The 23426-nt window shown below is 45.3% G+C and carries 19 protein-coding genes; 15 read left to right on the top strand and 4 right to left on the bottom strand.

Annotated elements, in window-relative coordinates:
- Window positions 1-28: 28 nt before the first annotated feature.
- The 8 genes from RH949_RS24345 to RH949_RS24380 all read left to right on the top strand — a co-directional run bounded on the left by RH949_RS24345 (window position 29) and on the right by RH949_RS24380 (window position 9889).
- Window positions 29-769, top strand: coding sequence for an FHA domain-containing protein (locus tag RH949_RS24345; RefSeq protein WP_006102580.1), 741 nt, complete (start codon window positions 29-31; stop codon window positions 767-769).
- Window positions 770-1106: 337 nt separating this feature from the next.
- Entirely contained in the window at window positions 1107-2072 is a 966-nt protein-coding gene (locus tag RH949_RS24350) for a multicopper oxidase domain-containing protein (RefSeq protein WP_446356770.1), read from the top strand.
- 141 nt (window positions 2073-2213) lie between these two features.
- Window positions 2214-2849 carry a hypothetical protein gene (locus tag RH949_RS24355; protein WP_006102672.1) on the top strand — a complete coding sequence of 212 codons (636 nt, stop codon included), beginning with the start codon at window positions 2214-2216 and terminating at the stop codon, window positions 2847-2849.
- A 476-nt stretch (window positions 2850-3325) separates the two neighbouring features.
- A complete protein-coding gene (locus tag RH949_RS24360) occupies window positions 3326-4141 on the top strand; it encodes a hypothetical protein (protein ID WP_446356773.1) in 816 nt (271 codons plus the stop codon).
- 91 nt (window positions 4142-4232) lie between these two features.
- Window positions 4233-4730 (top strand): transcriptional repressor, encoded by a 498-nt coding sequence (locus RH949_RS24365; RefSeq protein WP_446356775.1) that lies wholly within the window; start codon window positions 4233-4235, stop codon window positions 4728-4730.
- A gap of 93 nt (window positions 4731-4823) precedes the next feature.
- A complete protein-coding gene (locus tag RH949_RS24370) occupies window positions 4824-6548 on the top strand; it encodes an iron uptake porin (RefSeq protein ID WP_446356777.1) in 1725 nt (574 codons plus the stop codon).
- Window positions 6549-7097: 549 nt separating this feature from the next.
- On the top strand, window positions 7098-8984 hold the full coding sequence (locus RH949_RS24375) for a S8 family peptidase (RefSeq protein ID WP_446356779.1): 1887 nt from the start codon (window positions 7098-7100) through the stop codon (window positions 8982-8984).
- Entirely contained in the window at window positions 8981-9889 is a 909-nt protein-coding gene (locus RH949_RS24380; RefSeq protein WP_446356781.1) for a hypothetical protein, read from the top strand. Before RH949_RS24375 ends, RH949_RS24380 begins: the two co-directional genes overlap by 4 nt.
- A gap of 360 nt (window positions 9890-10249) precedes the next feature.
- On the opposite strand, the gene RH949_RS24385 is transcribed toward RH949_RS24380, so the two are convergent.
- The gene (locus tag RH949_RS24385) at window positions 10250-11668 is read right to left on the bottom strand and encodes a glycosyltransferase (RefSeq protein ID WP_006102601.1); all 1419 of its coding nucleotides are present in this window, start codon (window positions 11666-11668) and stop codon (window positions 10250-10252) included.
- A gap of 135 nt (window positions 11669-11803) precedes the next feature.
- Here RH949_RS24385 and RH949_RS24390 point away from each other — a divergent pair, with 135 nt between their 5' ends.
- Window positions 11804-13030, top strand: a complete 1227-nt coding sequence (locus tag RH949_RS24390) for a bifunctional sterol desaturase/short chain dehydrogenase (RefSeq protein ID WP_446356784.1) — start codon at window positions 11804-11806, stop codon at window positions 13028-13030.
- A 546-nt stretch (window positions 13031-13576) separates the two neighbouring features.
- A complete protein-coding gene (locus tag RH949_RS24395) occupies window positions 13577-16033 on the top strand; it encodes an AAA-like domain-containing protein (protein WP_006102662.1) in 2457 nt (818 codons plus the stop codon).
- Window positions 16034-16169: 136 nt separating this feature from the next.
- Here the strand turns inward: RH949_RS24395 and RH949_RS24400 are convergent, their stop codons facing one another.
- Together RH949_RS24400 and RH949_RS24405 are read right to left on the bottom strand one after the other, a co-directional pair.
- The gene (locus RH949_RS24400) at window positions 16170-16355 is read right to left on the bottom strand and encodes a hypothetical protein (RefSeq protein ID WP_006102685.1); all 186 of its coding nucleotides are present in this window, start codon (window positions 16353-16355) and stop codon (window positions 16170-16172) included.
- Window positions 16356-16518: 163 nt separating this feature from the next.
- Window positions 16519-17415, bottom strand: a complete 897-nt coding sequence (locus RH949_RS24405; RefSeq protein ID WP_446356786.1) for an alpha/beta fold hydrolase — start codon at window positions 17413-17415, stop codon at window positions 16519-16521.
- Window positions 17416-17820: 405 nt separating this feature from the next.
- Between RH949_RS24405 and RH949_RS24410 the strand changes: the two genes are divergently transcribed.
- From RH949_RS24410 to RH949_RS24420, 3 genes are all read left to right on the top strand, one after another.
- Entirely contained in the window at window positions 17821-18213 is a 393-nt protein-coding gene (locus tag RH949_RS24410; protein WP_446356788.1) for a hypothetical protein, read from the top strand.
- 297 nt (window positions 18214-18510) lie between these two features.
- Window positions 18511-18738 carry a TolB family protein gene (locus RH949_RS24415; protein ID WP_446356790.1) on the top strand — a complete coding sequence of 76 codons (228 nt, stop codon included), beginning with the start codon at window positions 18511-18513 and terminating at the stop codon, window positions 18736-18738.
- 64 nt (window positions 18739-18802) lie between these two features.
- Window positions 18803-20875: a hypothetical protein gene (locus tag RH949_RS24420; protein WP_446356792.1), complete on the top strand. Its 2073-nt coding sequence runs from the start codon at window positions 18803-18805 to the stop codon at window positions 20873-20875.
- A gap of 399 nt (window positions 20876-21274) precedes the next feature.
- On the opposite strand, the gene RH949_RS24425 is transcribed toward RH949_RS24420, so the two are convergent.
- Window positions 21275-22237, bottom strand: coding sequence for a DNA-methyltransferase (locus RH949_RS24425; protein ID WP_446356794.1), 963 nt, complete (start codon window positions 22235-22237; stop codon window positions 21275-21277).
- A gap of 221 nt (window positions 22238-22458) precedes the next feature.
- On the opposite strand from RH949_RS24425, the gene RH949_RS24430 reads away from it, so the two are divergent.
- On the top strand, window positions 22459-22728 hold the full coding sequence (locus RH949_RS24430) for a UPF0175 family protein (protein ID WP_446356796.1): 270 nt from the start codon (window positions 22459-22461) through the stop codon (window positions 22726-22728).
- Window positions 22725-23204, top strand: coding sequence for a DUF3368 domain-containing protein (locus RH949_RS24435; RefSeq protein ID WP_006102595.1), 480 nt, complete (start codon window positions 22725-22727; stop codon window positions 23202-23204). Before RH949_RS24430 ends, RH949_RS24435 begins: the two co-directional genes overlap by 4 nt.
- The last annotated feature ends 222 nt before the right edge of the window (window positions 23205-23426 follow it).

Consider the following 23426-nt stretch of genomic DNA (forward strand, 5'->3'; position numbering starts at 1 on the left):
TTCAGGAACCTATCTCCACGCAAACGTTATGAAAAATACACAAATACAACCGGGACAACAGGCAAAACTCTTCCACGTTCAAACCAACACCCCGCTGGAGTTACCGCCCAACCGTTCGGTGATTCACATTGGTAAGGCTGAGGGCAGCATACAACCGGAGATTGATGTGTCCAATTTCCCCAATTCCTACATTGTATCTCGAAACCATGCCACTATTTCCCTTGAGGGAGACCACTATTTTATCGAAGACATTGGCAGTTCCAATGGTACATACTTAAACGGTATGCGTCTCACCCCCACCAATCGACACCTTCTCAATCCGGGCGACAAAATAGAATTAGGGAAAGATAGCTTAGTCACATTTATCTTTGAAGATGCCAGCAATCTTGCTGTGATCCCTAATCCGGAAAATCTTAGCGAACAGGAAACCTTTGTTACCAAGTTAACGGGTACAGGGTTAATTCTAGCCGGATTAGCATTTCTTAGTTCTAGTCTTTGGTTTTCACACTTCGCTCTTCCTTTTGTTATTGTAGAGATTTTGGGAGTGCTAACTGTAAATTATGGTGGAAGTAAACGTCATTTAGGTTGGGTTTTGATTGCGGCTGGCGTGGCAATCGCGATAATGACCCATCAGCTTTTTGTGCTAACGAAGGTTGTCGGATTAGTGGCTTTATCAATTTTAAGTTTATTCTGCGGTTATCAGTTTTTTGTCTTTGGCAAGGTTAAAACATTGAATCTATTAGCGCTCAAGCGAATTGTCAAAACCTAAATTTTGTAGTGTAAAAAACCTTCTCGCTACTGCAAGAAGATAGAAATAACTGAACAGCTAAGCTGTCATGCATTTAAATTGGGTATTAGTAGCGAGCAAGATGCTCAATATAGTGAGCAAGATGCTCACACTACGTCAAGGATTACGCCATTATTGATATTAAGGTTTAAATGCCGAACAGCTTATTTTCCCAATCCTCTCTTCTCCAATCCCTAATCCGGTATAGGTAAGAGTACGGTGAACACACTCCCTTGATTAACTTGCTAGAAAAGAATTATTATCAATTAATGACTGCCACGAACTGTCACTAATGAAAAATCCACATCTAGGATCAAGCATGAAACCATGGACTCGCCGCCAGATACTGAAGTGGGGATTAATCGGCGCTGGAGTGACGAGTGCCGCGATCGCAGGACAAACCTGGATACGACGTTCCACCTCTAGAGTACGCATTCCTGAGCTTCCAGAGACAACACCGGATCAGTTTAACCCCATGTCCGTGTTGCGAGACTTTGACTCTGGCACAATTAAACAGGAAAATGGACGCACAATTCGCGAATTTGAGATTGTTGCTAAAAATTCTACTCTCCAACTGAATAGCGCGGTTTCCTTCGTAAGTTGGAACTTTAACGATCGCGTTCCCGGACCCACCCTCCGCGCCACCGAGGGCGATCGCATCCGGGTTATTTTCCGCAATCAAGGCGGACATTCCCACAGTATGCACTTTCATGGTACTCACCCATCGGAAATGGATGGGGTAAAACCGATACGCCACGGTAAGCAAACCATTTATGAATTCGAGGCTAAACCCTCTGGTGTTCATCTTTATCACTGCCACATTGCCCCTGTGACCCGCCATATCAGCAAAGGACTTTATGGCATGTTCATTGTAGATCCTCGCCAAAAACGTCCTCCCGCTGATGAGATGGTTCTGGTTATGGGCGGATATGACATTAACAACGATAATCAGAATGAACTCTACGCCTTTAATGGCATTCCTGACTACTATTTAGACCATCCCATCCCTATTTATCAAAACCAACTCGTTCGCCTGTATCTGCTAAATATGATTGAATTCGATGCAGCGGCGACGTTTCACATTCATGCCAATCTGTTCCAGGTTTATCCCACCGGGCGCACCCTCACCCCCACCCTGGAAACGGATGTAATTACCCTGGGGACGGCTGAACGGCATATCTTGGAATTTTCCTACCCCTACCCCGGTGAGTATATGTTCCATCCTCACCAAGATGCGATCGCCGAAAATGGCTGTATGGGTATGTTTAAGGTGATTCCTTTGTGAGCGATCGTTTTTTTTATATTTTATTGCTATAAATATCAATAGTTGAATATCAAGATGTGCTTATCCTAAACTCCAGTTGTTAAAACCTATTTAGGATTGCTATAGTATCAGAGCTGGCTAGAATAGTAAGGACTGAGGTTTGTGAAGCAGTTAATTTCTATAGGAACAGCTTTGTCTGTATTATTGCTTGTAACACCGAGTTCTTTTACAGCTCAGAACAACCCCAATACACCAAGTCAGAACAACCCGAATAGACCAAATTCAGGAGATCTGGAAAAAGAACTCACTAGTATTGCTGAATCTACACTTCGTTTAGAAAACGACATTTTAGTCAACGGTGATCCTGATTCTGCAATAAGGCGAAATCCAAATGCAGTTAGGACTCGTGCAGCTAATATTCAAAGGCGTATAGAAAGGAAGCAAGGGCTACACAGCTTTTTGAGAGGACGTAAGGTAGGATTTAGGGACTTTCAGACTAGGTTAGAGGTGACAAACTTTAGTGTTGAGAAAGATGTAGCTGTCTTAGATGCAGTAGAATACACATCTCTCTTTTATGATCTATCTATTATGGCTGAAGGTTCACCTGAGCAGAGTGAAGAGATAGTTAAGCACCGTTTTACATTTAATCTGCAAAACAACCAGTGGGAATTGGTTTCAGATGAGATCATAGATGCTCCTGGATCTACACGAGGTTCTTCTGAGGAAGTTATAGTTCCCCTTCCGGCCTCTCCTGATGTAGCTCCATCTGACCCGTTAGCACCTCCAACATCTGACTAATCTAGTTTGCCTTCGGTACTGAACTCATCAGTTCAGGCTAGCAGATCGAAGATGCTTGACGATAGCAGCTCTGGTGATGAATTCAACAACTCTCCCGTTTTACTCACGCAAGCATCGTTAAATCGTCAAGCTATTATTCAGTAGACCTCTCCAGAAATGAGATTTCGACCTAGACAGCGTAAGGCTTTCAGCTTCTTTTTCGGAGATGTCCAGTACATTTACTTACGCTTTAACTGATGAGGTACAGTCTCTCCGCAAGATCCCCGACTTCTTGGAGAAGTCGGGGATCTGTCCCCTATCCTGGTAAGTATACGTTCCATTCCCACCGAGATGCGATCGCGGAAAATGGCTGTACGGGTATGTTTAAGGTGATCCCCTCCTGATCGAACATTATTTTTTTCTTGTTTATTGCAAAAGACTATCAATAGCTGTAGACTAAGAACCGTCCACCCAGTTATTGCAAAAAATTATTAACAATGTCATCAGTTCGTTTTCTATCCCTCACGGGTGCAGCCGCGACTCTAATTGCCCTGACAAGCTGTGGCAACCCACAAACCTCTACTCCGACAACGCCAGAGGCTAACGGTTCACCCGCAACGACTAGCCAAACTACGGCGTCACCCTCCACCGCCACGGATCAGCCGCAGGATATTGACTATATGACCACGTTAGGCTTAATGAAAGGGCATCTCTTGATAGCAAAGGAACTCCTAGATCAAGGAAAACCAGACCAAGCCGAACCCCATATTGGTCACCCGATTGAAGAACTCTATGCAGATGTAGAAACTCAGTTATCCCAACGCAATGTCGAAGACTTTAAACCCACACTGAACATATTGCATGACTTTGTTAAATCTAAACCCAATGCGCCGGAGATAAACACAGAATATAAAGCGGCGATGCAAGGGATTGATCAGGCAATTGAGGCATTACCCATTTCTGAGCGTCAGTCACCTGATTTTATCCTCCGTGTCATTAGCCAAATGCTCAGTACCGTCGAGGAAGAATATAACGCCGCGATCGCCAATGACAAAATCGTGGAGACGATTGAATACCAAGACTCACGGGGATTTATCCTCTATGCCAACACCCTTTATCAAGACATTGCCGAGCAAGTGAGTCAGGAACATCCCGATGCGGCTCAAACCCTAGAATCAAGCCTGAACGAACTCCAGAACGCCGTACCCAGTGCAACTCCTCCAGCAACGCCAGTTATGACACCAGAGGAGGTATCCACCCTCATTCAAACTATTCAAAAAACCAGTCAAACCATCTCCTCGTCCCCATCCTAATTAAGTTAGGGAAATAGCTCCAGCCCTTACAAATGACGTAGCTTGCTTCTCGCTCTTGTGAGCATGACAAATGACCAATGACTAATGACCAATGCGTGAAGTCTTAACAGCAAACTCTCTCAAATTAGCCCTCAACCGGAGAAATTTACGGATGACTCCCCAGAGAGAAACCATTCTGCAACTCTTTCAAGAACTTCCCCCCGGTGAGCATCTGAGTGTTGAAGAATTGCATGATTGGTTAGAGGAGAAAGGAAAAAATGTTAGCCTATCCACCGTATACCGAACGGTTAAATTAATGGTTCGCATCGGTGTACTGCGAGAACTGGAACTAGCAGAAGGACATAAGCATTATGAGTTAAATTATTCGGGTTTAAAGCACCACCATCATCTTGTATGTCTTCAGTGTCATCAAACGATTGAATTCAAAGATTCGTCAATTTTAAAGATTAGTCAAAAACAAGCGAGGGATGAAAACGTTGAACTGCTCGATTGCCAGCTTACCCTTCATGCGGTCTGCTTGGAGGCGGTACGGCAAGGGTGGCCCCTTTTGTTGCCAAGAAACTGGTCATGTCCCCGGTACGGGGATTGACGGAATACCGCTTTGTTTTAATAATGAAAATCATTATTTTGATTAAGTCCAGGGAAAATCAATTCCCAACTATTAGGTCATAGGTGTGAGGATATGAAACAACCAAGTCTACTGTGGAACTGTGGGGTGGTTAGCCCGACAATTTTGGTGGCACTATTTGGGGTGGGGGTTGATGCGATCGCAACAGAAGTGGATTCGCCTCAAACACAAGCATCCATAGCCGTTCCAGCCAATCCAGACAACGAAACCTTTGCTCCACTAACACCGATCGCCCAAATTCCTGATAATAGCGGCGATTCCAGCGATAAGATTTTGGAACAAATTAACCACTACAGCAACGAGCCGAACGCTTTAGATCAAGTGACTAATGTCTCTCAGTTACGGGATGTATCGCCAGGAGACTGGGCGTATGAAGCCTTGCGATCGCTCGTTGAACGCTATGGTTGTATTGCGGGATATCCCGATGGCACCTACCGGGGGAACCGTGCTATGACTCGTTATGAATTTGCCGCCGGGTTAAATGCCTGTTTGCAGCAAATCGAACGGTTGATTGCGGGGACTAACGGTGTTGACGGGGGTGACTTGGAAACCTTGCAACGGTTGATTCAGGAATTTGAAGCCGAACTCGCCACCCTAGGAGCGCGGGTGGATAATTTAGAAGGACGAGTCGCGTTTTTAGAGGATAATCAGTTTTCCACAACCACCAAACTATCGGGCGAAGTCATCTTTGGTTTAGCCGGTATAGCGGCGGGAGAGGATGCCAATGGAGATGATATCGATAATGTAACCATTTTTGGTCATCGTACCCGTCTGGAATTAAATACCAGTTTCACTGGGGAAGATGTACTCAGAACCCGACTACAAGCTGAAGGTTTAGGTTCTCTAACCGAACAGACAATTACACCTGAAGGCGATCTTTTCTTTGCGGGTGCAACGGATAGTGATGTCGTGATTGATGCGTTACTCTATGATTTTCCCCTTGGTGAAAACACCCGTGTTGTCCTTGATGCTAATGCGGGTGCATCCGATGACTTTGCCAGCACGGTTAATCCTTTCCTGGATGGCGATGGGGGTAGTGGGGCGCTGTCTCGCTTTGGGACAAGGCATTCCATCTATTATTATCTGGATGGTGCAGGTATCGGGATTAATCACGCATTCGGTGACAAGCTAGAACTCAGTGCAGGCTATTTAGCGAGTGAGGCGGCTGATCCTGGAGACGATACTGGCATATTCAATGGTCCTTATGGGGCGCTTGCCCAGATCCTGTTTAAGCCCAGCGATAGACTGAATATTGGGTTAACCTATATTCACGCCTACAATCGAGACACCGATACTGGAAGTCAGCTAAGCAATTTTCGCAGCTTTACCGAAGACGCGATCGGTAATGCTGTCCCCACGTCTAGCAATTCTTATGGTGTAGAACTATCATGGCAGTTAAGCGATCGCTTTGCCCTTGGCGGTTGGCTAGGCTACACCCAAACCACAACCCTTTCGACACTGGGGGGACAAATTGATCGCGGTGACTTGGATATTTGGAATTGGGCAGTTAGTTTAGCTTTCCCCGATTTAGGCAAAGAAGGAAATGTTGCCGGGATTTTGGTGGGGATGGAACCGAAAGTTACTGATTCTAGCGTTAATATTCCAGGAATCGATACCGAGGATGAGGATACCTCGCTGCACATTGAGGCATTTTATCAGTATCAGCTAACTGATAACATTGCCATTACACCGGGAATCATCTGGCTCACGGCGCCTGATCACGATAATGATAATGAAGACATTGTAATCGGGGCTATCCGCACCACCTTTAGCTTTTAACCCATATCTTGCACCATTCAAGGTCAAGCCAAATTGTATTGGCGTTACCCTAATACCAAATCCGGGTTAGCTACCCCCGTTATAACCTAGTCCGCGCAGGCGGACTTTGTTTGTGTAGCCGCGATTTCAATCGCCTCCTCTTGCTCCTCAGACGCGCCATGGCACGTCTCTACATCCTTCCCACGCCTTTATAAAGCGTATGTAAAAATAACCCCTGGACTCAATCGAGCCAAATTCATAACTTTATCTTATAGAAAATGGCTGAAGCAGGAATCAATATTAAAATGCTTGCCTATTACTGAGAGGCATAGTAACAACCAGTAACGTTTTCTCTGGAATTTTTAAATAACTAACACATTATAACACTTGAATGAGAAATCTGCCATCATGCACCTCCTTTTTCTTTACAAAATCTTCATGTAAATAAGGATTTATATTGATGTAAAAAAATAAATTTTTGATGAAGTAAAAGAGATGTATAACATATTGACTTTAAAACGATTTATTCTAGAAATAGATAAATAATAATTTCATTGGCAGGACGAAAAAATGAAACGTCTCGCTCAAACCGCTGCATCAGTTACAATCATTGCCACGGCAACGATTAGCTATTTACCCAATAGAGCCGAGGCAATCACATTCAATAGTGGAGGAAACGCTATTGAAACAAGCGCCATTAAACAAGGCTCCCTGAGTAAGCTAATGTTTGATTTAGCGCCAATGGCTGTTAATGGAGGCAATTATTCTGGGCAGAATGCCTCATTTTCATTGCAGACCTACAATAATAACGTAGTCATTGATGCTGTTGCCGCGAGTGACGTCAATTCTCTCTTGTCTGATTTACAAGGATTAGGATTGCAAAATGCTTCGATATTTGGCTCCTTTGTGTCAGGGATGCTGCCGATTGATGCTCTCGCGTCTGTGGCGCAGTTAGAAAGCTTAAAATTTGCTAAACCAGCCTATAAACCGATAACCAATGTCGGCAAAACAACCAGTCAGGCTAATGTCGCCTTACGTGCAGATATAGCGCGTGAGCAGTTTGGTGTAGATGGAACCGGGGTGACGATTGGAGTTTTATCGGATAGCTTTAATTTTTCTGGTACAGCCGCCGAGGATGTGGCGAATGGAGATTTGCCATCGGGTATTCAGGTGCTCAAAGATTTACCCAATGATGGGAGTTTAGGTGATATCTTTGGTATCGATGAAGGTCGTGCCATGATGCAACTGATTCATGATGTGGCTCCGGGTGCGGATTTGGCATTTCACACGGCGGCGTTTAATGAAACCGATTTTGCCCAAGGGATTCTGGCACTCGCCGATGCGGGTGCGGATATTATTGTCGATGACATCTTTTACCCCACTGAACCAATGTTCCAAGATGGAGTCATTGCTCAAGCCATTGATACTGTCGTTGATCAGGGTGTTTCCTATTTCTCGGCGGCGGGTAATGATGCTCGACAGTCTTATGAAAGTGCGTTTAATGGCAGTAATCTGTTTGAGGAGTTAGTCGGCGGTGAATTTCATGATTTTGATTCAGGTGCAGGCGTTGATATTTTCCAAAGTTTGACGATTCCTGAGAATAGCGGATTTGGCATCTCGTTCCAGTGGGATTCCCCGTTCTTTTCGGTGAGCGGTGGTGCAGGTTCTCTTAACGATCTGGATATTTTCCTGTTTGATCAGTCAGGAACGAATATATTGGCAAGCAGTGTTAATCAAAATGTGGGGAATGATGCGGTTGAATTTTTCTCGTTCTTCAATGATGGCTCATTAGGAACCGATACGTTTAACTTAGCGATATCAAAGGTAGAGGGTTTAGATCCTGGATTGATGAAGTATATCTTGTTTGGCGAGGGTACGCTGAACGAGTACGATACTGCCAGTGGAACGGTATTTGGACATCCTAATGCTAGGGGAGCAGAAGCTGTTGGCGCGGCGTTTTATCAAGATACACCCGAATTTGGTGTTGATCCAGCTTTATTGGAGCCATTTTCCTCAGCAGGACCCACGCCGATTCTGTTTGATACGGCGGGTAATCGCTTGGCAAATCCGGAGATTCGCTTGAAGCCAGAGATTATTGCGGCTGATGGAACGAATACAACTTTTTTCCCACCTGCTTTCTTAGATCCTAGAGATCCCGAAGGTGATGGGTTTCCCAACTTCTTTGGTACGTCGGCGGCGGCTCCCCATGCGGCGGCTGTGGCGGCTTTAATGTTGGACGCTGCGCCGGATATGAGTCCAAGTGAAATTTATCGTATATTGGAAACAACTGCTCTGGATATGGAGAGTCCTGGTTTTGACTTTGACAGTGGTTTCGGGTTAATTCAAGCCGATCGCGCTGTAGCCGCTACTGTTCCGGAACCGGGTTCGGTGTTAGGTTTGCTGGTATTCGGTACTGTGGGGATAGGTGTTCGATTATTCGGGAAGAAGCCTGATTGATACTCCCATCGCTGAAAGCGAGGTTTTCTCAGGATGGTGCAAGATTTAAAACGAATGGCATTGGCTTAAAGCTGGTGGGCAATGCCCACCCTACGGTATATCAAGGGTTACGGCGATTTCACAATGCTGACTGGAGCGTGCCATTGGAGTTAAAACGGGTTGAATTAATCATGCGCCAACTGAAAATCCCTCTGATCATGTTTGTTTGTTGTCTACTCGTCAGTTGCGAGAACAACCCTCCAAACCCGACAGATACATCACCTGTGTCTTCTCCAGATGCACCATCGGCGCAGCCATCATCCCCTGACACCTCACCCAGCGAAAGTCCTACGATTGATCCGTCTAAATCAACTCAATCGGCTCAAACCCAACGGATATCTGCAAAGGGGATTGGAGTGGCGCAAGTGGGGATGACGCTGGGTGAACTGAAAGAATTGCTGGGAAATCAAGCTGAGTTTCAGGTGACGTCACCGTTTATGGTCGATTTTGATGCGATCGCGATCGTTCAAGAGGGTAAACCGCAATACTACATCTTGTATCCGGCGGGAATACCGATGAGTGACGACGATATCATTGAGGCGCTAGTTACAGACAATCCCAATTATCAAACGGCTGAGGGTGTTGGACCCGGAACCCCCCTCGAGCAAGCAGAAGAGGTTTACGGAGAAGCGACTCTTACCTATAGCACCGTTAACGAGTCGCGGGAATATGTCAAGTTTGCCCAACACCCGTCTCCTGACATGACATTTCGGCTTGGTGCAGCGAATAATGATAGCTTGGCTGGGGTCTATCCCTCACCCCAAAAGGAATTTAACCAGACGAAGGAGTATAAGGATACGGCAACGATTCGTTTTGTCGAAGTGTATTGTTCAAAGGATTGTCCCGTACAACCTCTGCCTAATTGACAGATACAGCAGTTTGCTCTGCTATGCGGTACATTGTCGATCCCCCTCGCATCCCCGTGCAATAAAAGCGAAGCATCCTCTGGTGCCCCCCTACAAGAGCTATGCATTACTCACATCTTTCTTAACCTGAATTCCCTTGACAAAAGCAGTAGTTTTGGGGGAGAGTAAAAGCCTCTTTCTGGGCAATGTCATGGAGTCGTCGCAGACCTTGCCAAATAGTTTTAACCCCCGGTTCGCCATCATGAGAACGGGCTAAGAACCCGCCGAGTTAGTCCATCGGTTATTTTTCTCTGACTTATTCAGCAAGCCCTACATTAGCTGATCCAATTATTTTGACCCTAAGCGAAGCCGAAGGGTTAATCAAAACTCAAAACTTTCCTTCCCTGTCCCCTGATGCACCGTTTTCACCCATTTCAATCGCTTGGGACGCACGGACATGCGAGCGGTTGTAGCTGACATTACCACCATCCAATGCATCATATAAAGAACACCGCGCACTGTTTGCAAAACATTGAGAAATAAACTGCCGATTGTCAAGGGTTGATCCCGTTGAATCCGACGCAATCCCGTAAACATGGCAATAAACGACAGCGTAAGCGCTAATCCAGTAATCGGACTATACAGAGGTAAACGACTACGAAGCAGCGCCATTAAACAATCCGGTATAGCCGCCGTTGGCAATAGGTACTGAATAATTAAAAATGAGAATAAATCGATGGTTTTGCTCAAACCCAGACGATTACTAGCAATCAAACGCCAGTAGTCTAAATAACGCTGATATCCCCCCTCTGCCCAACGACTCCGCTGATGCCAGAGGGAGAGGGTGCTAATCACACCTTCTTCATCCACCGCCGGGAATTCTAGGAAACGAATATCCCATCGATCCAGGTGCAGACGTATGGTTAAATCCAGATCATCGGTAATCGTTTGCTCATTCCAGCCGCCACAGCGTTCTAATGCCGCACGACGCACAAACTGACCATTTCCCCGGAGTTCACCAATCCCACCAATGGCAGTTCGTTGGTTTTGGAAATAGCTATCTAGTGCCATTTCTGCCATCTGTCCTTTTGTCCAGAAATTCAGACGCCCATTCGCGATCGCTTTTCGCACTTGTACCGCCCCAACTCTCGACTGGTTAAAGATGGGCAACACTCGCCGCAGTAGATCTTGAGTGACATGAGCATCGGCATCAAAGACACCAATAACGTCTCCTTTGATCAAGGGTAATACTTGATTTAATGCCCCCGATTTACCGCCTGTGGCGTTAGCATCGCGATGAAATACATTTAACTGATCGTATTCTGCCGCCAGTTGATCTAAAAGGATGGGGGTTTTATCCGTACTGTGATCATTAATTACCCAGAGTTCGCAGCGTTCCTGGGGATAATCTAAGTTACACAGCATCCTCACCAAGTTCTGAATTACCGCCTCTTCATTTTTGGCAGCCACCAGTAAAGACACAAACGGAAAATCAGCCGGATTCTCCCCCTGTAGCAGTTTCGGCACTCGTATGGGTCGCGCCACTAATACCCGGATCGCCTGAATCCCTAACAGTGCGGTTAAACCAAAGACTAACCAATACCCCCAGGACAGTAGATGCAGAGTGATCGTCCCACCCCAAATCAGGGTTAGCGCCAACGCCGCTTTGCGTCGTCGCCCTTCGAGTCCCTGAAAGAAAAAGTCGCTCTCAAAATCATCTTCAGACCACTCAGACAGCAGAGAGCTAAGGGGATCAAGCTCACTGCTATGATTATTCTCTGTCCAGGAGTTCTCTGGCATACGCTCCTTGATTTCTCCACCCACGCAAATTGTATCTAATTGTATCGTATTTCGTTAATTTTTTTATACTTTGAGGAGTATGCTTTAGTATTTTAGCGTTTGCTGGTTCTGCATGGGTGAGGATATAGGGTTTGTATGGTGATATCGTTTCTGAGTACAGCAGCATGGGGACTGGGTTCTGTTCTCTGGGTGGAACTAATCCGCGACTTCTATCACGTCTTGTCCCATCATTGGACACCGTTATATCGGTTGCACGTTTGGCACCATCGGGTGTTCAAGCCGGATTTAACCCCGGCTAGTGAGCAAATTTATCGCCAAGCCCATTGGTACAATGATTTACCCGAATCCCTGGTGATGTTGCTGTTTAGCCTAGGGCTGTGGGGAGTCGCCTATATCTGGAGTGAACCCCATTGGGCGGCGTTGGCGGGTGTCCTTTATACGGTAAGCTTTTTAGGAAGTGCGATCGCGCGAGGGAGTGGACTCGCTGGTGCGGATGAACTAACCGACTTAACCCATCGTCCTGGACAATTCTTGACTCCCCCCTCAAACTGGACAGTCAATCGCCCCTATCATTGGCGACATCACTTTGATAACCAAAAGGCGTATTATTGTGGCACATTGACCTTCGTCGATAAACTTATGGGTACTGCGCTATCCCTGAAAGGTAAAACGGTAGCGGTTACTGGGGCGTCTGGCACATTAGGGCGATCGCTATTGTATCAGTTGCACCAGCGCGGGGCTAAAGTGATCGGGTTAACCTCGAAGTCAGACCCAATTATTTTAACCGCAGCGGGTGAACCGCTATCGGTGAAAACGATAACCTGGCAAGTGGGACAGGAATCTGAGATTGCGGCTGAGTTAGAATCCGTTGATATATTGATTCTCAATCATGGAATTAACGTTCATGGAGAAAGAACCGCTGACGCGATCGCCAAATCTTATGAGGTGAATACATTCTCCAGTTGGCGGTTATTAGAATTATTTTTGCAGACGGTTCGCACCAATCAAGATATTGCCCGCAAGGAAGTCTGGGTGAATACCTCAGAAGCCGAAGTCAGTCCCGCTGTCAGTCCTCTGTATGAATTAAGCAAACGGGCATTAGGGGATTTCGTCACATTACGCCGTCTCGATGCGCCTTGTGTAATCCGCAAACTGATTTTAGGACCATTTAAGAGTAATTTGAATCCCATTGGTGTTATGTCGGCGGATTGGGTGGCAAAACAAATTGTTAATTTAGCGGTGCGAGATGTCCGGAATATTATCGTTACGATTAATCCGCTAACGTTTTTGGCATTTCCGATTAAAGAGTTTTTTGTCAGTTTATATTTCCGAGTCTTTAGTCACAAGGCGTCATCATTATAAATAATGACTTCATTGTTTCCTAAGCCATGACTCACATCAGTTCCATATTTCTGTAGGGTGCGTTAGGCGTAATTGTGGGTAATCATGAGTCGGTTAATGTAAATGTCGCCGTAACGCACCATGATGACTACGAGGAGGGGGGAGGACAGCGGATGCTTCGCTTTTGTTGCATGGGAGAAGGGGAATCTGATTCTCTTGCTCCCCTCTCCCCGGCGTGGGAGAGGGGCTGGGGGAGAGGGGTTGAGCTTAAGTTGACACCAATGCATGTCTGTGCGCCCCTACGATTTCTTTTCTGTTGCCAGATAGATCCATCTTCATGCAATCTTCACAATAACGCCAAAATCCTGGTTGTTCGATGAAGATTCGATGAAGCTAATGTATCACGTTGATCATGGATTTACAGCCGAACGATGTTAACTCCGTGAATGACGGGCGATTGAAATAGGCGCTGGCATTTTGTGCATAAGAGTCTCAGTTCTGGGAAATATAACAATCTAGGATACAATCCTGTCAGAGGGAAATCCCGTATTTTTACCTAAACCTCAGGTGCGTCCCATTATTGCCATGGAAAACTCAGCCTACGAGTATCAAGTTGGGGGGTGTCTCCCTATTGATGCTCCTACCTACGTGGTTCGACAAGCTGACAATCAACTCTATGAAGCACTGAAAGCTGGCGAGTTCTGTTATGTCCTCAACTCCCGCCAGATGGGGAAGTCTAGCCTACGGGTTCGCACGATGCAGCGCCTGAAGCAGGTGGGGATTGCCTGCGCTGCCGTTGATCTGACCGCGATCGGATGCCAAAATATTACCCTAGAACAGTGGTATGCGGGTATTGTCTACACCTTGGCTGGCAGCTTTGATCTCATGGATGCCAGTGAACTGGAAGCTTGGTGGTCTACGCGCAAGCATCTCTCGATCGTACAACGGTTTGGCACATTTTTTGATGAGGTATTACTTCAAGCAATCCCGCAAAACTTAGTCATCTTTTTCGATGAAATCGATAACGTTCTCCGCTTAAAATTTCCGGTGGATGACTTTTTCGCCGCGATCAAATCATGCTACAATCAGCGAGCCACTAATCCTAACTATCAACGCCTCACCTTTGCTCTGCTTGGCGTCGCTACACCATCTGATCTGATTCAAGATAAATACTGCACCCCATTTAATATTGGTCAGGCAATTGAACTTTCGGGGTTTCAGCTCAAAGATATTCAACCCTTAGCCGAGGGATTTGCCGGAAACGTTAGTCATCCCGATATAATTCTCCAAGAAATTTTAGCCTGGACAGGGGGTCAACCGTTTCTCACCCAAAAACTGTGTAAATTAGTCAGTCACTCTATTGAGAAACAAAGACATTCTCCTAAAACTAGGGAAACCTGGCAAGCTAATCCATTCAAAAAAATTTTTCTGGGACTAAATGGTAAAGCTAAAGTCTCAGCTTGGATTGAACACCTGATTCAAACCCAAGTCATTGAAAATTGGGAAGCCTTTGATGAACCCGAACATTTAAGAACGATCCGCAATCGCTTGCTCAAATGTGGGCAGCGTCATCCGGAAATTATTTATATCTACCAGCAAATTTTACAAGATGGACAAATTACGGCGAATGACAGTCGTCCCCAAATGGAATTGCGGTTGACTGGATTAGTGGTCAAGCAGAATAGTCAACTACAAGTTTATAACCCGATTTACCAGTCTGTCTTTAGTGAACAGTGGGTGCAGCAGATTCTTCCTAGTCTACCTCAACCTGTTTCCTTCGCGAAACAAAATCACGAGGGAGAGCTTAACTTAGACACCCTAGCCGAACGTCTCTACAAACACTTAATAGACTGCTTAAAACGGGAATCTCCGGAGCAAATGATTGAGCGTTTTCATCAGTTGTTTATCCATGGAATCGACTATTCAGACCAAAAAATTTTAGATATACTCTACAGAATTACCGCCTCTAGACGAGCGGATAAAGAGTTTAAATATATCATTTATCGCTGCTGTCACATTCTGGTGAACCGTTGGCAAATGACGCCTAAAGAACATGTAGCGATCAACAAGTTGCTAGATCTGTTCCAAATTAGCCACCAGCCCACCACTAGCCGTTTGCGACAACTCGTACAAACCTTTATCAATTCAGAAGAATATCGAGCCTTAGAACGTCTCAGGGTAGTGGTGGATGAGCCAACATCTACAGAAAACTCTTCTAAATGGGAACGGAAGAAATTAGCTGAGTTAATTGGGCGATATCCATTCTTATTTTCCTATTGTCTATTGAGTCAAGACTGTTCCGAGGAAGCTCAGCAAACCATCCAAAAACTGCAAGCGGAAAAACAGCAACAGTTGGAAGATGAACTGTGGCAGTATGCAACCTATCTAGTCAAGGGAAGCGTATCTCCTACTAGAATGAGGAAGCCATTGGTAAAAAATCCTACCCTATTGGATGATGAAGAATTGCATCTGGCACTGCGGCAGTTTGGCGGAAAAGCCAAGAATTCCTATGCCTACTGTGAGGCACAAAATTTTCTACACCGCACATTGAAAACACCTTCGTATTCTCTGTTTAAAGACAATTTATATCAGTATATCATTGCATCAATTGACCCGAGCTATGGACAACATTACTTTTATGGATTGTTAAATAAACACCTGGCTAATACGCTAACTGAATATAATCAGAATAAACTGGACAAGTTCCTGATCAAGAAAACATGCAGCCAGTTGTTTAATTTACTCATCGTCGAAAGTCCAGAAAAACCAGAACATTATTGGTTTGATGATTTAGTCGTTAATCTGGGTTCGCTACAAATGACAGTTTTGTTGCTTAAACTGGTTTTGTTGTCTCCATCCGAAATTCGCCCCGACTTGGAAAAACGCATGGCTATTTTATTCAATCACTACGAATCAAAACCGATGGGAGATATCCCCTCTCTGGTTAAGTCGATGGAAAATTTGAATGTTGCTTTTGTGGTCAATTTTGGCTTCAGAGATTTTTCATTGCTTAATAAGTATTGAATGTAAATTTACTGTTTTTTGACGAATAACCAATGACCAATCACTATAACCGTCTACAGAGAATCCAACGCAACTCTAACGGCGGTCTTCCCTGGTTTAAGGGAAACACATTGTACCCCAAACACCAATTAATAAACTAACTGGTGGGGGGCCAAGCTATTTCGGGTAAATGTTCGCGTTCGTACTCTAACACAGATTCATCGGACACTAATTCTATCGGCAAGCGTTCCATCGCTTTGGCTAATTCTTGGCGGGTAAACAGACAAGACCATTTAGCTTGGGAAACTTGTTGAGTGACTGACTTCGCGACTGAAAATATCACCAAGAATTACCCTGACAGGTAAATTAGATCCTTGGACAATGGTTTGTAATTGATTCGCAAAGACTGGCGCTAACTCAACCGCATCAACCGGATAACCAAGTTTCGCTAAAGGGAGAGTATTGCGACCCGCCGCCGCACTTTTGGTACAAAAAAGTCCGAATCGTTAACAATTTTTAATTACCCATGACCGTAGTAGTTCATTCACTTGGTCGGGAACCTCATCATGGGGACAATGACCGGCTTGGAGATAGTATTCTGTAAGTTGGGGATAATACTGACGAAACTTTGCTCCCCGTTCTTTGGCATTCATCCAGGGATCACCTTCTCCCCACAAGAGTAATAGGGGACAGCGTAATTGGGAAAGTAGTACATCGATTTTTTCCCCTTGGGGCGATTTGAAGACAGAGGCGAAGACTTTATGCGCTCCGCGATCGCACGAGGGACGATAGATATCATCTACCAGTTGGTCAGTAATGGCGCTGTGATCTAAATAGACTTGCTTGAGGGTTCTGCGAATGATCGCCCGTCGCCGCAGGTACTGAAACAGAAGGAAACTCGCCCAAGGTTGCAATAAGAGCGATCGCGTCAGGTTCTTGAATCCCTTTTGCCCTGAATTCGATGACTCTGGAACTTTCGTCTCGGTAAACGGACCGGCACTATTGAGCAACACCACCCCCGCAGCCGTATCCGGACGTTGCGCCGCAACACACAGCGCACAATAGCCGCCTAAGGAGTTCCCTGCCAATACTACAGGCTGACCAATCACCTGGGTGATAAAATCATGCAACTGATCGCGCCACAACTCCCCACTATATTGCCAGTCTGGTTTAGCAGATCGTCCAAACCCCAATAAGTCAATTGCCCAAACTTCAAAGTCTTGTTGGAGTTCAGCCATATTCTTGCGCCAGTGATCCGTCGATGCACCAAATCCGTGGATCAGTAACAGAGGGGGGTGTTGCGATCGCCTCTCACCCGCTTTGACGTAGTAAATCGACTGTCCTCGCCACTGCCAATAGATGCCAGGAATAGTAGCCGTTGCTGCAACGGGGGTCGCCTGCATGGTTCTCGATAATGTTAAGTAACGTTAACTAATCTTAATATAGCGTAAGTGTTCCAGGCAGCTATGACTTAGAGTCGCTGATTACGGTTGTCACCCAACAAGTGTCACACACACAACCGGAAATGCGATCGCGTGAGCTTTGCATCCTGTGGTTAAACCGTACTCTGGACAAAAAAAGTTTTTTGTATTACAAATGTAGTATTACGACAAAGCAGGGGTGATTTCTCACCTAATACCAAATCTGGGTGAGCCATCCCCGTTATAACCCAGTCTGCGTTAGCGAAGCTTGCCGAAGCGTCGGCAGACTTTGTTTGTGTGGTTTTGCGATTTTAATCGCCGTGGCAAAAGGGAGTTCCCAAAGCGGATTTGGTATGAAAGGTAGATAAACTGTAGGAGGAAGAGTTTATGGCTGAAATCCGAAATGCGAGGTTGGTAATCACTAGAACTGGAGACCGGGCAAATGGGACTATCACGGGTGAAATTGTTTGGACTGGCAATGAGCTTGCCTTAAACCCACAATTCAATCTTGAAGCCTCTTTACGAGGTAGCGACAGAAGGCGTGATGATCGGATTCCAGCTAATTTGTTTGATCCCGATGGACTACTGGACAATCCAATTAGTCCGGATGGCATGAATCCTAAGTCCTTTCGTCTGACCTTTAACGTACCCAGCAATGTCTTGGATGAAGATGATAGCATCTTCAATAGAGATGATGAGGTTTATGCTGTGCTAAATCTAAAACCTGTTGAGATTGCTGTAGCAACTGCACGAACTAACACGGTTAGAGGTCGATTCTAATTTACGCATTTTGTTATAAGACTTTGTGGGTCTAGGAAAGAGCTGGTATGTTCCGTTAGTTTTAACGCCCCAATTGCCCTATTCGGTCAGCGATGGACTTTAACTGACCTATTCATTACCCTTATGACTCAAAATTGACAATCTTAATCTGACAACAGTAATATAGGCAGATGTCAAAACAAAGCTTGAGATCTATCGGTATGTAGTCCCTGACTAAAAAGCAAGTTAACTTGGAGAATGGTACTCATGTAAGTTGGGTTTAGATACCTAAGCTAGAGTTTTGCTGAACTTTATCAAATGAAACCAGACGGAACTCTTCTGAAGCGGATTAGTAACGAAGCCGGACGAGTAAAAGTAGATATAATTAGCCGTCCGGCTTGGTCACCTGATGGTACTACTATTGCAATTGCGACTGAAGATAGTCCGGGAAATTTTGAAATTGTTTTGCTAGATCGGGCAGGAGAATTTCGGAAAAAGCTAACCTCAAATATAGCTGATGAGTTCGATCCGGCTTGGAGTCAATAGTTGACCCTTAAGCCCACATCCAGTACGTCAATATCAGGACTACACAGACAAGGAATTATAACATATGACATTTGCTCCAGTTCTTCAACTTTCAAGCCTCGATGGCAGTAATGGTTTCCGTCTCGATGGCGTAGCAGCAAATAACATCTCAGGTCATTCAGTGAGCAGTGCAGGAGATATCAATGGCGACGACATCGATGACCTGATTATTGGCGCAATAGGTTTCTTCAATAACAACCGTAATTCTGGCTCCAGTTATGTGGTGTTTGGCAGCCAGGATGGATTTAGCTCCACCCTTAACCTTTTAAGCTTAGATGGTGGTAATGGTTTCCGTCTCGATGGCGAAACAACAGGTGACCGATCGGGCAATTCGGTTAGCAGTGCAGGAGATATTAATGGCGATGGCATTGATGACCTAATTATTGGCGCATATTTTGCTGACAATAACGGCATTGGTTCTGGCTCCAGCTATGTGGTATTTGGCAGCCGAGATAGCTTTAGCGCCACGCTCAACCTTTCTAGCTTGGATGGTAGTAATGGCTTCCGAATTGATGGCGCAGCCCAACGAGACTATTCCAGTTTTTCTGTGAGCGGTGCGGGAGATATTAATGGGGATGGCATTGAGGATCTGATTATTGGTGCAATTGGTGCCGACAATAACGGCATTGGTTCTGGCTCCAGCTATGTGGTATTTGGCAGCCGAGATAGCTTTAGCGCCACGCTCAACCTTTCTAGCTTGGATGGTAGTAATGGCTTCCGTCTTGATGGCGTTGCAGGTGACGTCTCTGGTCGTTCAGTGAGCAGTGCGGGGGATATCAATGGGGATGGCATTGATGACCTGATTATTGGTGCAAGGGATGCTGACAATAACGGCGGTCGTTCCGGCTCCAGCTATGTGGTGTTTGGTAGCCAGGATGACTTTAGCCCTACGCTTGACCTCTCTAGCTTGGATGGTAGTAATGGCTTCCGAATTGATGGCGCAGCAATAATTGATAGCTCCGGCACTTCAGTAAGTAGTGCGGGGGATATCAATGGGGATGGCATTGATGACCTGATTATTGGCGCTCCTGGTGCCAGGAATAACGGAATTAGTTCTGGCTCTAGCTATGTAGTGTTTGGCAGTCGGGATGGTTTTAGCTCCACGCTTAACCTCTCTAGCTTGGATGGCAGCAATGGCTTCCGCCTTGATGGTGTCGCAGGTGATGTCTCCGGCTCCTCGGTCAGCGGTGCAGGGGATATTGATGGGGATGGCATTGATGACCTGATTATTGGTGCTTTTAGTGCTGATAATAACGGTCGTTCTTCTGGCTCCAGCTATGTGGTGTTTGGTAGCCAGGATGACTTTAGCCCTACACTTAATCTCTCTAGCTTGGATGGCAGTAATGGCTTCCGTCTTGATGGCGCTGCAGCAGGTGACGTCTCTGGCAATTCAGTGAGCGGTGCGGGAGATATTAATGGTGATGGCATTGATGACCTGATTATTGGCGCAAGGGATGCCGATAATAATGGCAGTCGTTCGGGTTCCAGCTATGTGGTGTTTGGCATGGTTAACCTTGATGGAACCAATCTTGACGATACCATCAATGGTACGCCAGGGAGCGATCGCATCAACGGATTCGGCGGTAATGACACCATTGCTGGCAATCTGGGGAATGATACCATCTTCGGCGGTGATGGGGATGATATATTGCGCGGTGACTTGAATCAACGCTCCCCCCAAGTTGATATTGGTGGCGATGATATCATTTTCGGCGGCGAGGGTAATGATCGCATTGGTGGTAAAGGTGGTAACGACCAACTCTTTGGTGAAGCCGGGGATGACCAAATCTGGGGAGATGATGGGGATGACATCCTACGCGGCGGTATCGGTAACGATACCCTAACTGGGGATGACTTCTCTGGCGGTAGCGGTAGCGATATCTTTGTTTTAGCCCTTAATGAGGGCACGGATACAATTGTTGACTTCCAAGATGGTAAAGATTTAATTGGTTTAGCCGATGGTCTCAGTTTTAGTCAGTTATCGATTACTCAAGATGGACAAAATACGCTCATTGGTTTTGAAGATGAGACGTTAGTAATTCTCAAGGGAGTGAACGCTAACCTCTTGAGTGAGGCTGATTTTACTGTTATTGGCTAAGTTTTCCTGACGCAGGTCGGTCATTTGTGTCAACTTAAGCAAAAACCTTTACTGCTTCTTGTGTCTAGCTTTTGGCTGAAACGGCTCCCCTCGCTATTAGCAGCTCCTTCCCGTCTCACAGTTAGAAACGAGGCGACAAAACGACTTCTGGGCACTTGCTAACTATGGGCTTTCAGCTTAAGTTGACACCAATGCTAACTACTCTATCGCGCTACGAATTAACTTGATACCTCTCAACCATTTACAGCACACCAAAATTATTGAGAATGATAAATGCGGTAGCGGCTGATATACATTTTCTCCAAGTCGGTTGTCGAGCTTTGCTAAGAGAATAATTTAAATAGGACTTCAATTACTTTCCCAGTAGTATTTTCCCGTTTTTCGTGCGGATACCCAGAATTACCCAAGCGTTAACTGCTGGTGTTGTTGAGAATCAGTGGATAGTTGCACATCAACATTCTCCGTCGATTTTTTCAACGTCGCTAACTGAGGAATGGTGGTGCGACTCATCTGGTAATACTCTGCATATCGCTCAATTCCGATACAGCAAACGCCTACAGCTTCGGCGGCGGCGACTGTCGAACCTGAACCCATAAAGGGATCAATTAAAATACCTTCGCCTAAGGGTAAAACAGCATGAACAACTTGGCGTAAAAACGACTGGGGTTTTAAACTAGGGTGATTCGCAATCTCCCGTTCTTGACGCGGAGTCCGTTCACTAAAAATAACATCATTAAATGGATTTCCGTCCGGTGTTCGTCGTAAGCCTCCCGTTTGAAATTCTCGCAAACAGTCACTCACTTTCATTCCTGATGGGATAGGTTTTCGCAGAATTCCCCACGGCTCATAACATCCTCTGGGCATAGATGATACATGAGGAAATTCCTGTTCAGCATTTTTCGGGCGATCGCCGCCGCGCAGTGTTCTCACTAAACGAATTAATTCACCGCGAAATTCTAACCCACCTTCAACGAGTGCCGAAAAAACTAATTGAGACAGAAAAGCATTACTGGCAACAAAGACATGACTCCCAGGACGTAATACCCGCACGACTAATTTTGACCACTCAATAAAGAAACATTTCAATGTGGTTCGTTCCTTCTGAGTCAGTGCGGTAAATCGTGGCAAAGGTGAACGTTGATGTCCATCATAAGACGGTGGAATTCTCCAAATTCCTCCTTTACCATTGCTTCTTTTCTTAATTTGCTCAATGTCATATTCTTTTACACCATAAGGTGGATCAGTTACGACTCCATGAATGCTATTTTCCGGTATCTGTGCCAACCAGTCGAAGCAGTCTGCATATAAAATGAAGGAGCCACCTATGGTTTCTGAATTGTAGTTGAACGCCAGGGAATGCATTATTTTACGTTCTTTAGTTATACATCAAGACTATGATAATTGTGGGATTGAGTCAACGTTTTGGCATTTCAATAATTACCCCACGCTGTAACTCATAGCGGCATTCAGAGATTTCTGGTAGCTGGGATGAATATACCCGCCAAGTTTAATCATCTAGACATTATACCGGATAACCAGCCTATTATAGAAAAGACTCTCTTGTAAGTTAAGGAGAAGCAATCATGCAAATCACGATCGAACTTCCTGACAACATCGCCAATCAACTACAACTACAACCTGCCAACATTTCCCACCGAATTTTAGAACTTATCGTGGCTGATAACTATCGCCAAGGACACATTGGAGCCGCCCAAGTGCGCCAGATGCTCAACTTCTCATCCCGGTGGGAAACTTATGAATTTCTAAAGCGTGAAAAAGCCTACTTGCCTTACACGGAAGACGACCTAGAGCAGGATTCACAAGCGATTCGCAATGTTTTATCCCAAGAATGATTATTGTCTCCAATACCTCCCCAATCAACTACCTCATCTTGATTGGTTACATCCATCTTTTGCCCGAATTATTTCAACAAATCATTATTCCCAAAACCGTTTACCGCGAATTGTCTGATGCATCTGCGCCCTCACCTGTCCAAAATTGGATTGCCACTCCACCTGATTGGCTCAAAATCCAGCCTGTCAACCAACCTTCGGATACAATTCTTGATCTACTCGATCCCGGAGAACGAGCCGCTATTATTCTAGCCCAAGAAATCAACGCAGATTTACTGTTACTTGATGATATGAAAGCAAGGCGTACCGCGACAGAAAGAGGGTTTGCCATTACGGGTATCTTAGGAATTCTAGATCAAGCAGCAACGATGAAATTGATCGATCTACCTGTTGCTGTTCAAAGCCTTCAGAATACATCTTTTTGGGCTTCCGACAACTTGTTTCAAAAGTTGTTAGATAAGCACTCCTATTTTTGAGAGAAAAAGCTTTATAAAAAGAGCGAGGCATTGGGAGAACTTGAGTTTAAACGATAAACTATATGTCACTTTACGTTATTTAATCACACATTAAGACTATTAGGATTGTGGGATTGAGTCAAGATTCGGCTATCTCTACTCGCCAAATCGGGTGATGGCGATCATAATTGTTGAGTAATATAAAGAAAAAGCTAAAATGGGGAACCGTACCCCGGCAACTAT

The organism is Coleofasciculus sp. A1-SPW-01 (assembly GCF_040217205.1).
Classification (GTDB): domain Bacteria; phylum Cyanobacteriota; class Cyanobacteriia; order Cyanobacteriales; family Coleofasciculaceae; genus Coleofasciculus; species Coleofasciculus chthonoplastes_A.